General features: G+C 61.0%; 10 protein-coding genes. All 10 read left to right on the top strand.

All coding sequences use genetic code 11. The features are described from left to right. Position 1 precedes the first annotated feature (1 nt). The 10 genes from CKW35_RS26570 (at position 2) to CKW35_RS26525 (ending at position 15,862) form a co-directional block, all read left to right on the top strand. Positions 2 to 1,831 (top strand): thiamine pyrophosphate-binding protein, encoded by a 1,830-nt coding sequence (locus tag CKW35_RS26570; RefSeq protein ID WP_016488444.1) that lies wholly within the window; start codon positions 2 to 4, stop codon positions 1,829 to 1,831. Then, a complete protein-coding gene (locus tag CKW35_RS26565; RefSeq protein ID WP_016488443.1) occupies positions 1,831 to 2,466 on the top strand; it encodes an HAD family hydrolase in 636 nt (211 codons plus the stop codon). Before CKW35_RS26570 ends, CKW35_RS26565 begins: the two co-directional genes overlap by 1 nt. Positions 2,467 to 2,513: 47 nt before the next feature. Continuing rightward, positions 2,514 to 3,497, top strand: coding sequence for a class I SAM-dependent methyltransferase (locus tag CKW35_RS26560; RefSeq protein WP_256583426.1), 984 nt, complete (start codon positions 2,514 to 2,516; stop codon positions 3,495 to 3,497). Beyond that, the gene (locus CKW35_RS26555; protein ID WP_095117246.1) at positions 3,484 to 4,527 is read left to right on the top strand and encodes an NAD-dependent epimerase/dehydratase family protein; all 1,044 of its coding nucleotides are present in this window, start codon (positions 3,484 to 3,486) and stop codon (positions 4,525 to 4,527) included. The genes CKW35_RS26560 and CKW35_RS26555 overlap by 14 nt, the downstream gene beginning before the upstream one ends. Next, a complete protein-coding gene (locus tag CKW35_RS26550; protein WP_256583425.1) occupies positions 4,528 to 5,790 on the top strand; it encodes a class I SAM-dependent methyltransferase in 1,263 nt (420 codons plus the stop codon). A gap of 5 nt (positions 5,791 to 5,795) precedes the next feature. Next, entirely contained in the window at positions 5,796 to 6,737 is a 942-nt protein-coding gene (locus tag CKW35_RS26545; protein ID WP_256583424.1) for an FkbM family methyltransferase, read from the top strand. Further along, positions 6,734 to 8,137, top strand: a complete 1,404-nt coding sequence (locus tag CKW35_RS26540; RefSeq protein WP_060519399.1) for a glycosyltransferase family 2 protein — start codon at positions 6,734 to 6,736, stop codon at positions 8,135 to 8,137. Before CKW35_RS26545 ends, CKW35_RS26540 begins: the two co-directional genes overlap by 4 nt. Before the next feature lie 78 nt (positions 8,138 to 8,215). Next, positions 8,216 to 13,078, top strand: coding sequence for a glycosyltransferase (locus CKW35_RS26535; RefSeq protein ID WP_256583423.1), 4,863 nt, complete (start codon positions 8,216 to 8,218; stop codon positions 13,076 to 13,078). Between the two features lie 211 nt (positions 13,079 to 13,289). Beyond that, complete coding sequence (locus CKW35_RS26530; protein WP_095117240.1) at positions 13,290 to 14,507, top strand: PAS domain-containing sensor histidine kinase; 1,218 nt, start codon at positions 13,290 to 13,292, stop codon at positions 14,505 to 14,507. After that, on the top strand, positions 14,507 to 15,862 hold the full coding sequence (locus tag CKW35_RS26525; protein WP_095117238.1) for a sigma-54 dependent transcriptional regulator: 1,356 nt from the start codon (positions 14,507 to 14,509) through the stop codon (positions 15,860 to 15,862). The genes CKW35_RS26530 and CKW35_RS26525 overlap by 1 nt, the downstream gene beginning before the upstream one ends. The last annotated feature ends 86 nt before the right edge of the window (positions 15,863 to 15,948 follow it).

The raw sequence follows: 15,948 nt of genomic DNA, 5'->3' as shown, positions 1-15,948 counted from the left end.
CGTGCCAAGCCCTTATCGTGTTGCCGACTACATTGCTGACTTCATCGCCGATCTGGGCGTGGAGCATGTCTTCCTGTTGCCAGGCGGAGGTGCCATGCACCTCAACGACGCAGTCGGCAAGCACCCCGGCCTGGAGGTAGTGGCCTGCCACCATGAGCAGGCTGCCGCGATTGCTGCCGAAGCCTACTGCCGCATCAACGAGAATATCGGTGTGGCCATGGTCACAACCGGGCCGGGTGCGACCAATGCCGTGACTGCCGTCGCTGGCGCCTGGATCGAGTCGGTGCCGTTGCTGGTTATCTCCGGCCAGGTCAAGCGTGCCGACCTGTTGCGTGGTGCGCCACTGCGGCAGAAGGGCGTGCAGGAAGTGGATATCGTCAGCGTGGTCGAGCCGATCACCAAGTACGCGGTAACCATCCAGCAGCCAGAAGACATTCGCCGAGCGTTGGAGCGGGCTGTCTTTGTGGCACGAGATGGCCGTGCCGGCCCGGTATGGATTGATGTACCGCTGGACGTGCAGGGCGCGCCGATTGATCCCGACAACCTGGTGGGTTGGGACGAGGCCGCTGCACCTGTTGCAGCGCTGGAGGCGCAAACGCTGACGCAGATCCGCAGCTTGCTTGAGGGGGCCCAGAGACCGCTGATCCTCGCCGGCCATGGCGTTCGCTTGAGCGGAGCGGCAGCAGCTTTTCGTGATCTGATCGAATCCATGGGCGTGCCGCTGGTGACGACCTGGAATGCAATGGACCTGCTGCCTCATGAGCACCCGTTGTATGTGGGGCGGCCAGGTGTGGTTGCACTGCGTGCGCCGAACTTCGCGGTACAGAATGCCGACCTGCTGATCACCCTCGGCTGTCGTCTGGACAACATCATCACTGCCTATGCTCCACGCGACTTTGCCCGCAATGCACGCAAGGTCGTCGTGGATGTGGATGCCAACGAGATCGCCAAGCTCGACATGGATATCGATGTCGCCGTTACCAGCGACGCCGCCAGCTTTGTCGACACACTGGCTGCCTCTCTGAAAGGCGCTTCGTTCAGCCGTCCACAATGGTTGGAGCGTTGCCGCGACTGGAAGTCACGCTATGGCGTCAACGACGGCAAGCCCTTCGCCGCCAGCGGGCCGATCAGCCACTTCCAGTTTGCTGACTCGCTTTCCAATGCGGTGCCGGAAAATACCTTGGTCAGCACCGGCAGCTCCGGGCTGGCGGTCGAAGTGTTTTACACCGTATTCCGCAATCGTCCAGGCCAGCGTGTGTTCCTGACCTCGGGTCTGGGTGCGATGGGTTACGGCCTGCCAGCTGCGATTGGTGCTTGCTTCGCCAACGGCTGCAAGCCGATGGTGGCGGTGGAGAGCGATGGCAGCCTGCAATTGAATATCCAGGAGCTGGCCACGCTACGCGGTTTCAACCTGCCGATCTGCCTGGTGGTGATGAACAACGGCGGTTATGCCTCGATCCGCAATACCCAGCGCAACTACTTCGAAAGCCGCTATGTGGGCACAGGCCCTGAAGCTGGCTTGTGGATGCCGGACCTGGAAGAACTGGCGCGTGCCTACCATTTGCCATTCAAGCGTATCAGCGATGCCGCCGAATTGGATCAGGGCCTGGCCGAGGCGATGCAAATGCCGCGGCCGATGATTCTGGAAGTCCTGTTGATGAAAGATGAGGCATTGAGCCCGAAAGTCGCCGCGATTCCGCAGGCCGATGGTTCGATGACCTCCATGCCGCTTGAGGATATGTCGCCCTTGCTGCCGCTGGCAGTACTGGAGGAAGAAATGGCTGGCAACATCGCCCCGGTATCGCGCCAGGTTCGGCAGCAGGTCAAGTGATGAAGCGCCACGTCCTGTTCGACTTCGACGGCACCTTGGTTGACTCCGCGCCGGCCATTCTGGCCTGCTTTGCCCGTGTGCTGAAGGCACACGGCCTGCACGCCATGTGCCCGATAGACGCCAGCCTGATCGGGCCGCCTTTGCGCCAAACGCTGGCGACACTCAGCGGTAGTAGCGACGCAGCATTGCTGGATGCCCTGAGCGCTTCGTTCAAGGACATCTACGACGCCGAAGCCTGCCTGGAAACGGCCGCTTATGAAGGGTGCCAGGCGGCCTTGGAACAGCTGCGCGCGCAGGGCTTCAATCTGTCGATCGCGACCAATAAACGGCTGCTGCCAACCCAGCGCATCATTGCGGCATTGGGTTGGCAAGGGCTGTTCAGCGAAGTGTATGCCAGTGACTCCTACCCTGGTCGCTATTCAGACAAGAGCGGCATGATCGCTGCCTTGCTGGAAGACGGCGGCATTGCAGCGCAATCGGCCATCTACATTGGCGATACTGTAGCGGATGGTCGCGCAGCGGCTGCCAATGGTGTCGAGTTCTGGCCAGTCGTTTGGGGCTATGGCCAATTTGCCAGCGATGAGCAGCCGTTGCCTTCGCCGCAACAACTGTTGGAACGCCTGGTACGCGCATGATGACAACCACTACAGCCAGTGCATGCCCCTGCTGCGGATCCATCGAGATGCTGTTGCCCAGCCCGGAGTACACACCTTGCCGGCTGTGTGGCCATCGCTGGCGGATGCCGTTGGACCAGGCGGGCTACTATGAGACGTTGGTTGCACGTAACGATCTGAACACACCCTGGTTCAAGCGCAAGATGCGTGAACGCGTCGCTGCGGTATCTGACCTGCTGAAGACGGGTAAGGAGCGCGTGCTCGAAGTCGGCTGTGCGGAGGGTGAGCTTGGGCGCGAGATCAAGGCGCGCTTTGCCGTCACCTATGAGGGTGTGGAGTTGTCGCAAGACAGGGTGCTGGCCGAGCAGAAGCTTGACCGCGTCTTCCATACGCCGACCAGTCAGATCGTGGCAGCGCCGTACCAGTTGATCGTGTCCTTTCATGTGCTGGAACACATCGCCCGACCCGAGCAGGAGCTTGCGGCCTGGTCGAGTCTTCTTGGTGCGGACGGGCGTGTGCTGATCGAGGTACCGAACCAGGCCGGGCATCCACTGCTGGCCAGTGATCGCAATCTTGAGCACTTGCACCAGTTCACCCCGGCTTCGCTGACCCTGCTACTTGCACGTTGCGGGTTTAGCTGTGATGGGGTGTCCGTGGGGCATTACGAATCACCGGTCTACTCGGACTCGATCCGCATCGTCGCCCGCCTGCAACTTGGGGCAGAGCGCCGCGAGCAGCTGCTGCTGCAGCGTTTTCGTGAAAGAACCGGTGGCCCGTTCCTGGTGTACGGAATTGGCGGCGACTACCTCAATTACCTGGCACCGTTAGCCGAGTCGCTGGATATTCACGCCTTGCTGGACTCATCCGAAGCCAAATGGGGGCAACGCCTGGGTAAACACGTGGTGTGTGCCTACGACCCGCAAGCGCATGCGGAATTACCCATCGTCATCTGCTCCATCCGCTTCGCCGCAGAAATCCGTCAGCACCTGCTCAATCTCGGGATTGCAGCGCAGCGTATCATCGGTCTGGACAGCATTTATGAAGACGCCTGATTCCATTCTTGCGGGGGATTTGAGCGGTATGCTCGCCGCCTCGTTGCCTTGGGAGGCCCTGTACGGTCGTCACATCCTGGTCACTGGGGCCTCGGGTTTTATCGGTGGGCACGTAGTCGAGGCCCTGGCCTGGCTCAATCGCCTTCAGCCCCAGGCGAACCTGCAGGTGTATGCCTTGGCTCGGGACCTGGAAAAACTGCGTCAACGCATGCCCTGGCTGGATATGCCTGGTGAAGTGACGCCCCTGATCCAGGATGTCACCCAGCCCTGTGGCCTTGCTGCACCACTGGATTTCATCATCCATGCCGCCAGCCCTGCCAGCCCCAAGGACTATCTGCAGCGGCCGGTCGATACGATTCGCGCCAATACCGATGGCACCCGGGCACTGCTTGAGCTGGCCCGGGACAAGCAGGCACGTGTTCTGTTTCTCAGCAGCGGTGCGGTGTACGGCGATAATCCCTGGCAAACCGATGCAATCGCGGAAGGTGATTTTGGCCGTGAAGACCCGTTGGCTCCTCGGGCCTGCTATGGCGAGAGCAAGCGGCTGGCTGAAACGCTGTGCCGGGCCTACCACACCCAGTACGGCGTGGATGCCAGGATTGCGAGGATTTCCCATTGCTATGGGCCGGGTATGCGTCTGGACGATGGCCGGGCGATTTCCGATCTGCTTGCCGATGTACTTCACAACCGGGATATCCAGCTGGATTCCGATGGAAGCGCCTCGCGTCCGTTCTGCTATGTCTCCGATACCGTGCTCGGGCTGTTCCACATCCTGTTCCGGGGCCAAGCGGGCCATGCCTACAACGTCGGTGAAACGCAGGAAACCAGTATCCTGGAATTGGCCGAAAAGTTGATTGCCTCAGCCGGTAAGGCTGGGCAGCTCAAAGTCAGGCCGAAGGCGCGCAGTGGTCCGGCGCCCGCCGTGCGAAGCGCCGGGCATTTCAATATCGACAAGATCCGCGCTTTGGGGTGGGTGCCATTCACATCTCTGGATGTGGGGTTAACCAGACTCTTGCAAGCCAATACATGAATGCTCGATTCACGTCCGGCACTGATTGTTTACCTCCCTCGCCTTGAGGGAACAAAAAAATACGCGGCTGAATGCTGGAACACTGTGGATAGCGATATGAGAGCGTGTGAAATTTGTAGCGGAAGCCATCTAGAGCAACTGCACCGTCAGCATTTTCTGTTCCCAGGGCTTCCCCAGGCCGTCCATTACGATGTGGTGGCCTGTCGTAACTGCGGATTTGCTTACGCCAGCGACATTCCGGATCAGACGGCACTCGATCAGTTCTATCAGAACGTCGAGCATCATCTGCATACCGACCTGCCGCCCGGATTGGCGCGGATTCATGGGGATTTCTTCCACTTCGTTCAACAACATGCAGACCTGTCATGCGACGCTCGCATTCTCGACATCGGTTCGGGCATGGGGCATTTCCTTGCACATTTCCAGCAGGCAGGCTTCCAGCGCTTGCTCGGTATGGAGCCCAGCCCGGCTGCTGCCAAGCTGGCGCGCGAAATTTACGGGCTGGAGATCAGAAGCGCTACCGTGGACGCTTTCGTCACTGATGAGCGCTTTCAATTGATCAGCCTGTGCGGCGTCCTGGAGCATATTGCAGACTTGCGCAACAGTATGGCCAAGATGACAGCGCTCCTGGCGGACGATGGCTACCTGTTCATTGCTGTTCCCGATGCCGAGGCCTTCGGCAAGAGCCCGCCGGCTGAGCCCTTCCTTGAGTTTGCGCTCGAGCACATCAACTTCTTTAGTGCCGTCAGCCTCGACAATCTGCTGGCTGCCAGCGGCTTCGAGAAAGTGACGGTCATCTCCCAGCACAATGACTTTTACGACAACCGCTATCTGTTGGCCTTGTACCGCAAGACGACAAAGGCAGAGAAGCGTTTCAGGGATGATGGTGTGGCCGCTGACAGCCTGCTCAGCTATGTCGAGCTATCGCGACAGGTATTGCGCCCTGTGGAAGAGCTGGCGCAGCAGCTCGAGGCGAGTGGTGAGCCGTTGGTGATCTGGGGCGCTGGTTCCCTCACCAGTCGGTTGCTCTGCGATACCCGGCTGGGCAAGGCCAATATCCGCAGTATCGTCGACAGGAACAAGAACCTGCAGGGCAAGTCCCTGCTCGGTGTGGCAATTGCCGACCCCGATGATCTGACAAGGCACCAAGGGGCCACCGTCTTCATTGCCAGCACCACTTACGCTGCAGAAATCCGCGAAACCCTGACCCAGCAATATGGCTGGAGCGGCAGGATCCTCAGCCTTGCTACCGGAGCCAGGTAATGCCGATGAACATGCTCAACTCCATCCGCACGGCCTATGAGGCGGGTGATACTGCCAAGCAGGACTATATCGAGGCCATCCACGCAAGGCATGCCAGTCTGTTCGATTATCCCGAGTTCATCGCCGGTACCGATGTGGAGTCTCTGCGCATCCTGCCGGAAGGTATCTTCGTCCGATCCCGCTCTCAGCAGATCGAGTTGTTCCTGGACCCCCAGGATCAGCACCTGGTGCCCTGCACACTGATGAACTTCCGTGCCTACGAAACCATTGAGACCGAGTTCCTCAAAGCCATCACTCAAGAGAAGGGGGTGATTCTGGACATCGGCGCCAACTGCGGCTGGTATGCCCTGGCACTCGCTCGGCACTGCCCCTCGGCACAGATTCACGCGTTCGAACCGATCCCCTATACCCATGGGATCCTGGAGCGCAACATCCGCCACAACGGCTTGCCCAACATACAGGCGCACCGGCTGGCCTTTTCCAATCAGGAGGCAACTCTGGAGTTTCTCTATACGCCAAACTGCTCTGGAGCCACTTCCCAAGTGCTGGCAGGGCAGCCGGGCAGCCAGGAAAGCCTGCAGAGGGTGTCCTGCCCTGCCACCACACTTGACAGGTTCTGCGCCCAGCATGAGCTGGTACCTCAAATCATCAAATGTGATGTAGAGGGGGCGGAATTGATGGTGATCCAGGGTGGCGAAGCCATGCTCGGCCGGGATAGGCCAGTGATTCTGATCGAACTATTGAGGAAGTGGGCCAGGAAGTTTGACTATCACCCCAACGAGGTGGTGGAGCGGCTTGGTCGCCTTGGCTATCAGGCCTATACCCTGAGTAATGAGGGACTACGTCTGTGCCCAGGCATTGACGAGGAGACTCAGGAAACCAATTTTGTCTTTCTCCACGAGCAGAAGCACCGTGAAATCCCAGATCTGGTGCGGTCCTCGCTATGAACCCAGCTATTCCGCCGTTGACAGTTGCTCTGCTGACCTACAACCGACTGCACTACCTTGAGCAGTCCATCGCTGCCGTCCTCGGCCAGAGCTATGAGGATTTCGAGCTGCTGGTGCTCGACAATGGCAGCACTGATGGGACTGCCGAGTTCCTTCTGCGCCTGGACGACCCCCGAATCCGTTATGTCAGGAACTCTCGCAATATTTCCACCGTGGAGTTCAACTGCCTTTCGGCATACCACCTTGCTCTGGGGCGTCGGGTCATCGTGACTCATGACGACGACATCATGGAGCGAGACATGCTGGAACGGCAGATGCGTTTCATGGATTGCAATCCCGACGTACGACTGGTGTGGACCCGCGTCAGCGACATTGACCAGGATGGCCATGCGCTAGTCGACGGCAGCACCGTGCCCGACTCGGAGCGAATCTTCGCTCCCGGCGAGTACATCAGCAGCTTTCTCAAGGAGCGGCTGTGGCCGATGCCCAGCGGCGTGATGCTGGAGCGGGCCGCACTGCCCAAGTCCTATGCGGTACACCGCTACCTTGGCGACGCTCCCCGCAAGCAAACGAAGGACGCTGCGGGCATCGAGGATGTGCTGTTGCCGGCGCGCATCAATCGCCGGCATGCCATCGGCTACCTTGACCAACCATTGCTGCGCCGTCGCGTGCATACCAGGCAGTTCTCCCATGTGGCAAGTCTGTCGTTGCCAGGGGTCGCCCTTTATCGAGGGCTGAAGCACATCGCCAGGGGAGTTGCCGGGTTAGAGGCAGACGCTCTGCATTTCGATGCCTGCACGGCGCGCTTTGAGATTCAGGAGGCAATTACAACCGAAGCAGGCAGGTCGGTCAGCAAAGGCGTTCTGAGAAAGATTGCTAAAGCGGCCGCCGGCTTGCAGGCTAACATGGAGCACGCACCCGACGCCTTCCTGGCGGGCTTGCCGGTGGTCTTGCTTACCCATCTTCTGTCGCTGGATCTGGCGGCGGGCCAGATGGATAAACTGTCAGGGTCTGGGCACGCCAGTGCTACTCAGAAACTTCTGACCTGGACACGCAAAACCATTGAAACGCCATCGGCGAGCATCCTGGCCAGCCTGGAGGGGCGCAGGATCATCATCTTTGGTAGTGCCTTCGTCGCCGCACTGCTGATTCTTGAAGCCGAGAAAATCGGCGGTCAGGTCGTCGCCTGCATCGACTCCAACCTCAATCGCCAGGGTAAAGAAATGCTGGGCGTACCCATTCAGCCCTTGGCCTGGATGAGTGAGCAAGTCGGCCCAGACGATGTCGTGATCATCAGTTCCGAGCGGGATCATGAACATTACATCGAAGCGCTTATTCGCCAAAATCTCATGACACCGGCAAGCGTCGTGTCCTGGAAAGAGCTGACGGAAGCTTCTTGATTCACGACATACAGTCTGCGTGCGGACAGGCGCCGTGTCGCCTGCGGCAAGCGAGCAACAATATTGGGGAGTGACAGCATGACGAATTGGGCTTTGATCGCTGGTGGGCGATGTGTCGGGCAGCCTTGGCGAGTACGGGTCGCCGGGTTTTGCCTGGACGATCAGCAGGCATTCCTGTTGTCCGATGCTGATTGGGAAGCATTGCAGCGACAATTGCCCCTGCAGCCCCTGGCAGCCTATGGCTTGGGCAATGGAATGTTGTTCGAGCGGGCTACCGATGCCGTGGGGCAGTCCGATGGCGTTCTGCTGATTGCCCACTCTCGTCATGCCCAAGCGGTATTCAAGTTGCCATTGCAGGCGCAACGGTATCTGCTGCTACGCACCTCCGAGCAAGCGGACGCACTGCAAGAAGATTCATCCTTCAGCAAAGTTCTTGTTCCAGCATGGGAAGGGCGTCTCAGTCGTTCGCGGGTCTATACGGGTTGCCTGGAGCTTTCCGATTCTGACGGGTCCGATTCGGGAGAGTGGCCAATACCCCGAGGTACGGAAGATCGTGATTATTCCCTCAATTATCACTGTTCGGCTGACTATTGGCTTTGTCAGGTAACTGCCGCAATCGCTGATGATGCGGCAGCGGCACGCAAGATCGAGCCTCTGCTGAGTGTTGCCATCCCCACCTACAACTACGGGCGTTATCTGGCCCAGTGTGTTCAGTCGGTGCTCGATCAGGGTGTGGACAATATCGAGATCCTGGTCCTGGACAACGCTTCCACGGACGATACCGCTGAGGTAATGGCGGCATTCGCGAGCAACCCGAAAGTGCGTTACATCCGTAACCGATACAATTACGGCCCGGGTTACAACTGGCGAAATGGCTTGCGTATCGCACAGGGGCGTTATTTCACGTTCCTTTCCGCCGATGACTATTTCAACCCAGGGCACCTGACGCGTTTGCTGCCCACGCTGGAAAACAATCCCAACGTTGCAGTGGGCTATACCGGCATTCGCTGGGTCGATGGTGCCGGGCAGCCCTTGAACCGGTCTCGCCATCCGGGATACCGCAATGGCGATTACGTAGGCGACCGCAATGAAGTCGCTGATCTGTTGATCCACGACCTTTACATGACGCCCTCGGCGGTAATCTACCGGCGTGAAGCGTTTTGCAGTGTCTGGAAGCCGGGGAACACCTACGGTGCTGGTGACTGGGAAATGGTCGTGCAGATGGCGGAGCGTTACCCCGATTTCGCCTACGTCGACATGCCGGGTGTCAGCTATCGCTGGCATGGTGCGCAGTATTCGAGCGGGTTTTATGCCTCCAGCGAGCCATTGATGGGGCACGTGGCCATTGTCGAAGGCGTATTCGAGCGCAATGCGCAGCATCACCTTCACGGGCGTGAGCGCGAGGTGGCGGGGCACCTCAAGCGGCGTCTGGATCTGTATCCTGACGAGCAGGGTTCCGAGCTGGGGGCCCGGGCGCGCCGGCTTTGCGAGCGCCTGGAAGAACAGGCGCGGCAGCAAGAGGAGACGTTGTTCTCTGTTATCCTGACCACCTACAACCGCCCGCAATTGCTCAAGGATGCGCTGGACAGCATTGCTCATCAGTCCTTCAAGGACCTTGACGTCATCCTGGTCAATGACAACGGTGACCCGGTCGAGTCGCTGCTGGCTGAGTACGATTTCCCTGTCACGTACATCCGCCAAGGCCGTAATCGCGGCCCTGCCGCAGCCCGTAATACCGCGTTGCACGTGGCCCGGGGTCGGTACGTCGTGTATCTGGACGACGACGACCTCTACCTGCCTGACCATCTTGAAACATTGGCCAAAGCGCTGGATGCCCACCCCGACAGTGTGGTGTACACGGATGCAGTCTTCATTCAGGAAACCATTGCGGCAGGCAAGCGGACCGAGGTGTCGCGTGAACAACGCTATCCACACGAGGCCTACTCGCGAGAGCGTTTGCTTGTAAACAACTACATCCCGATCAACACCTTTGCCTGCCCACGCGCGCTTGCCCTCGCCGTGGGGGACTTCGACGAGTCGCTGGCAGGGCTGGAGGATTGGGATTTCCTCATGCGCCTGAGTGCGCGAAGCGCTTTCCATCATGTGCGCAGCGAGACGGTGGAAGTCCGTATGCGCCGGGACGACAATGCACCTGCACGACGCTCCGAGCAGGCACTGAAAGATTACCCAGCGCTTTATCGCGAGCTGTATGCGCGCCATGGCGACGTCGGCAGCGAAGAAGTACAGCGCGGGCGCCAGCAAATGCTGGAGCATCTGGGTGGCAAGCCCAAGGCGTTGACACTGCAAACCTGGCTGGCCGAACGCATTCCGGATGCCATGCAGAGTCGCCTGATCGAACAGCGTCTGCAGGCCCATCAGGGCGGCCCTGTGATCGGCATTATCGTGGTTGACGCTGATGGGCACGCAGATGCATTGAAAGCCTCTGTGCAAAGCCTGAGTAGCGATCACTGCCTCTATTCCACGTTGAAAATTGTGGCGCTGACAAGGGGCGAGGCACCCGCGACTTCGGCGCAGGACAAGCTGCATTTCCTGCGTTTGACCGATGCCAGTCTGGGCGATCAGCTGAACCAGGCAGTTCAGGCGGGTGAGTTCGACTGGTTCATGCTGGTAGAGGCGGGGAGTGAGTTCACTGCGAGCGGCTTGCTGATTGCCGCGCTTGATCTGTTGGCGGCGCCAGGCTGTCGTGCCGTATATGGCGATGAAGGGTTGCGTTTCGATGGGGCGGAAATGGGCGCCGCGCTGCGCCCTGATCTCAACCTTGATCTGCTGCTCAGTTTGCCGGCAAGCCTGTCACGCCACTGGCTGTTCAACCGTCAGGTGTGGCTGGAGATGGGGGGCTTCCGCCAGGAGGCCGGCCAGGCATTCGAGCTGGATTACATCCTGCGCCTTATCGAGTCTGCCGGTTTCGAGGGGTTGGGACATATCAGCGAGCCGTTGTTGGTCTGTGATGCCCCGTCGCTGCGCGACTGCCCGGACGAGCGTGGTGTCATTCAGCGCCATCTGCAGACCCGCGGCTTTGCCCACGCCCGCGTCGGGTCTCGTCTGCCCGGTCGTTATGATCTCGACTATGGCGCCCCCGGTGACGCACCGGTCAGCATCCTGATTCTGCTCCAGGGCAACAGCACCGAGCGGGTGCAGCGTTGCATGGAAACCATTCTGGAGAAGACAACCTATCGAAACTACGAGGTGCTGCTGCTGGCGCGTGATAATGCCAGCCCGGCAGTAAACAGCTGGCTCGACAACGTTGCCCGGCTTGGCACCGATGCCATTCGTTGCATGCGTTTCCCGGCAGGCATGGCGCCTGTGCAAATGCGCAACCAGGCTGCCGGGCAGGCCCGTGGTGATTTCTTGCTGTGGCTGGACGAAGGCGCAGCGGTGCTCGATAACGATTGGTTGCAGCAGATGCTCAACCACGGCATGCGCCAGGAAGTCGGCGTAGTGGGGGCCAAACTGGTGGCGGGGGACGCCACCATCAGCCATGCCGGTTACGTGCTTGGCCTGAATGGCCCTGTTGGCGAAGCCTTTGCTGGTCAGCCGATGGACGCGTCCGGCTATCTGCAGCGCCTGCAAATCGATCAGAACTATGTCGCAGTCAGCGGCAAGTGCTTGCTGGTGAGCAAAAGCCTGTTCCTGGAGGCAGGCGGTTTCGACGAGGCGCCCGAGTTGCAGCGCTGGACGGATGTTGATCTGTGCCTGCGCCTGCACCGTGGCGGCTACCTGAACGTGTGGACGCCGCGTGTGCAGTTGCTGCTCAGTGAGGATGCTGTAACGCCGGCCACCGCCGCAGAAGAAGATGCGTTGTATGACCGCTGGCTGCCTGTATTGGCACGCGACCCGCTCCACAACCCGAATTTCTCGCTGTCTTCCAACAATGGCCTCGGCCTGGCGCCCTCCGGTCTGAGCTGGCGACCGTTGTCGTCCTGGAACCCGCTGCCGACTGTCCTTGCCCATGCGGCGGACAGAGGGGGGTGTGGCAACTACCGGGTCATTCAGCCGCTGGATACGCTCAACCGCGAGGGGCTGGCCGAGGGGGTGGTGGCGTGGAATTATCTGGCGCCAGCGGAGCTTGAGCGCTATCAGCCGGACAGCATCATCCTGCAGCGCCAGGTGGGCGACGAGCAGATTGAGCACATGCGCCGGATGCACGCGTTTTCGCGGGCCTTCAAGGTCTTCGAGCTGGACGACTATCTGCCCAACCTGCCACTCAAGAGCGTGCACAGGGCACACATGCCCAAGGACATTCTGCGCTCTCTGCGTCGCGGCCTGGCCTATGTGGACCGCTTTGTCGTCTCTACCCAGCCGCTGGCCGAGGCCTTCGCAGGCCTGCATGGCGATATCCGGGTGGTGCACAACACGCTGGATACGCGCTACTGGAAAGACCTCAAGGCCCTGCGCCGGCAGTCGCGCAAACCGCGTGTCGGCTGGGCAGGTGGGGCGAGCCATACGGGCGACCTGGAAGTGATCGCGGACGTGGTCAAGGAATTGGCCAATGAGGTGGAATGGGTGTTCTTCGGCATGTGCCCGGACAAGCTGCGGCCTTATGTTCATGAGTTCCACCCGAGTGTCTCGATTGAGCAATACCCCGCGACGCTGGCCAGGATGAACCTGGACCTGGCCCTGGCGCCCGTCGAACAGAACCTGTTCAACGAGTGCAAGAGCAACCTGCGCCTGCTGGAGTACGGCGCCTGTGGTTTCCCGGTAATCGCCAGCGACCTGCGTTGCTACCAGGGCTACAGCGATTTGCCGGTCACTCTGGTGAAAAACCGTTTCCGAGGCTGGGTAGATGCCATTCGCATGCACATCTCGGATCTGGATGCCACGGCCAAGGCCGGTGATGCGCTGCGCGATGCAGTGCTGGGCGGCTGGATGCTCGAAGGTGACAACCTGAGCAACTGGCGCAAGGCCTGGCTGCCGGACTGATACATCGCCGTAGGCTTGGGCCGGCCTCTTCGCGGGCTTGCCCGCTCCCATAGGTACAGTACAGGGCTTAAACCCATGCTGGCCCCGTGGGAGCGGGCAAGCCCGCGAAGAGGCCGGCACAGGCAACTCAAATCCCCATCTCCGGCACGGCTATTGCTACACCGCTGGCAACACACCGTTTTTATGACGGTCAGCCACGCGAGAGAGCACGATGCCCCAGGCCGCCCACGTAACCCGAGCCCCCAATCAGCAGGGGCATGCCCCGATCGAGCAGGACAGCCACCAGGGTATCGAGCACGCCTTCGCCCTGTTCAACCAGGTGTCCAGCCAACTCAGCCAGTCCTACAGCCTGCTCGAAGCCCGGGTCAGTGAGCTGAAAGGCGAGCTGGCGGTGGTCAGTGCGCAGCGCATCGAAGAACTCAGCGAAAAGGAACGCCTGGCCAACCGCCTGCAGAACCTGCTGGACCTGCTGCCTGGCGGGGTAATCGTGATCGATGGTCATGGCCTTGTACGTGAAGCCAACCCGGCTGCCTGCGAACTGCTCGGCGAGCCGCTGATCGGCGAATTGTGGCGCCAGGTAATCGCCCGCAGCTTTGCGCCGCGCAAGGACGACGGCCATGAAATCTCGCTGCGCGATGGCCGCCGCCTGTCGATCTCCACCCGGTCGCTGGATGCCGAACCCGGCCAACTCGTGCTGCTCAACGACCTGACTGAAACCCGTCGCCTGCAAGACCAACTGGCCCGCCACGAGCGCCTGTCATCGCTGGGGCGGATGGTCGCCTCGCTGGCCCACCAGATTCGCACGCCGCTGTCGGCAGCCATGCTCTATGCCAGCCACCTGGCCGATAGCGAGCAAGCGTTGAGCGCGGAAACCCGCCAGCGTTTCGCCGGTACCTTGAAGGAGCGCCTGCACGAGCTGGAGCATCAGGTGCGCGACATGCTGGTGTTCGCCCGTGGCGAGTTGCCGCTGGGTGACCGGGTTACCCCAAAAGCCCTTTTCCAGGCCCTGCAGCAGGCGGCCCAGGCCCATGTGCAGGGGCACGCTGTGCGCTGGCAGTGCGACAGCCATCTGGGTGAGCTGTTGTGCAATCGCGATACCTTGGTCGGTGCCTTGCTCAACCTGATCGAGAATGCCCTGCAGGCCAGCGACAGCTCGGCGCGGTTGAAGGTGCACCTGTTCCGCCGCGAGCGCACCTTGCAGATGTGCGTAAGTGATGCGGGCAGTGGTATCGACGCCGGGTTGTTGGCGCGTCTGGGTGAGCCGTTCCTGACTACCAAAGCCACTGGCACCGGCCTTGGCCTGGCGGTGGTCCAGGCTGTGGTGCGTGCCCATCAGGGCCGTTTGCATCTGCGCTCGAAAGTGGGCCGTGGCACCTGCGTGCGGGTAGAGCTGCCGTTGATCGACGGGCAATTGGCGGAGGGGGTGTAATGGCAATCAAGGTGCTGCTGGTCGAGGACGACCGCGTATTGCGCCAGGCGCTGGGCGATACCCTGGAAATCGGCGGTTTCGCCTACCAGGCGGTGGGCAGTGCTGAGGAAGCGCTGGAGGCGGTGCTGGATGATGCTTTCAGCCTGGTGGTCAGCGATGTGAACATGCCCGGTATGGACGGGCACCAGTTGCTGAGCCAGTTGCGCCGTCAGCAGCCCCAGTTGCCGGTGCTGTTGATGACGGCGCACGCCGCCGTCGAGCGTGCCGTCGAGGCCATGCGCCAGGGGGCTGCCGACTATCTGGTCAAGCCGTTCGAGCCCAAGGCGCTGCTCAGCCTGGTCGAGCGGCATGCCGCGGGGCGGGTGGTCGCCGAAGAAGGCCCGGTGGCCTGCGAGCCGGCCAGCCGCCAGTTGCTGGAGCTGGCCGCGCGCGTGGCGCGCAGTGATTCGACTGTGCTGATTTCCGGGGAATCCGGCACCGGCAAGGAAGTGCTTGCACGTTACATCCACCAGCAATCGCCGCGGGCAGCGCAGCCCTTCGTGGCAATCAACTGCGCGGCCATCCCCGACAACATGCTCGAAGCCACCTTGTTTGGCCATGAAAAGGGTGCCTTCACCGGTGCTATCGCTGCCCAGGCCGGCAAGTTCGAGCAGGCCGAAGGGGGCACCTTGTTGCTCGACGAAATTTCGGAAATGCCAATGGCCTTGCAGGCCAAGCTGCTGCGCGTGTTGCAGGAGCGCGAGGTGGAGCGGGTCGGCGGGCGCAAGCCGATCAGCCTGGACATCCGTGTGCTGGCCACGACCAACCGCGACCTTGCTGGCGAAGTGGCCGCCGGGCGCTTCCGTGAAGACCTGTACTACCGCCTGTCAGTGTTCCCCCTGGCCTGGTGCCCATTGCGTGAGCGCCCGGGCGATATCTTGCAACTGGCCGAGCGCCTCCTGGCGCGCCACGCGGCCAAGATGAAACACGCCCCGGTGCGCCTGTCGCCGCAGGCCCGGGCTTGCCTGCAGGCCTATGCCTGGCCGGGCAACGTGCGCGAACTCGACAACGCGCTTCAGCGGGCGCTGATCCTGCAGCAGGGCGGGGTGATCGAGGCGGCGGATTTCTGTCTGGCAGGCGCCATTCCATTGTCAGCTGGCACAGAGCCATCACCTGGAGTGTCAGTCGAGGCCAGCGGGCTGGGCGATGACATGCGTCGCCATGAGTACCAGATGATCATCGACACCCTGCGCGCCGAGCGCGGTCGGCGCAAAGAGGCGGCCGAACGGCTGGGCATCAGCCCACGCACCTTGCGCTACAAGCTGGCGCAGATGCGCGATGCCGGGTTCGACGTCGAGGCCAGCCTGTTCGGCTGACACTGCGCCCCGCTGTGAATGGATACCACCCTGTGGGAGCGGGCATGCCCGCGAAGAACCCCACGCGGTGGCTGGCACCGGCTGCG

It is taken from the genome of Pseudomonas sp. Irchel 3F3, assembly GCF_900187545.1.
GTDB lineage: Bacteria > Pseudomonadota > Gammaproteobacteria > Pseudomonadales > Pseudomonadaceae > Aquipseudomonas > Aquipseudomonas fortuita.
The sequence above is the reverse complement of the archived record's forward strand: the minus strand, read 5'-3'. Positions and strand labels throughout refer to the sequence as shown.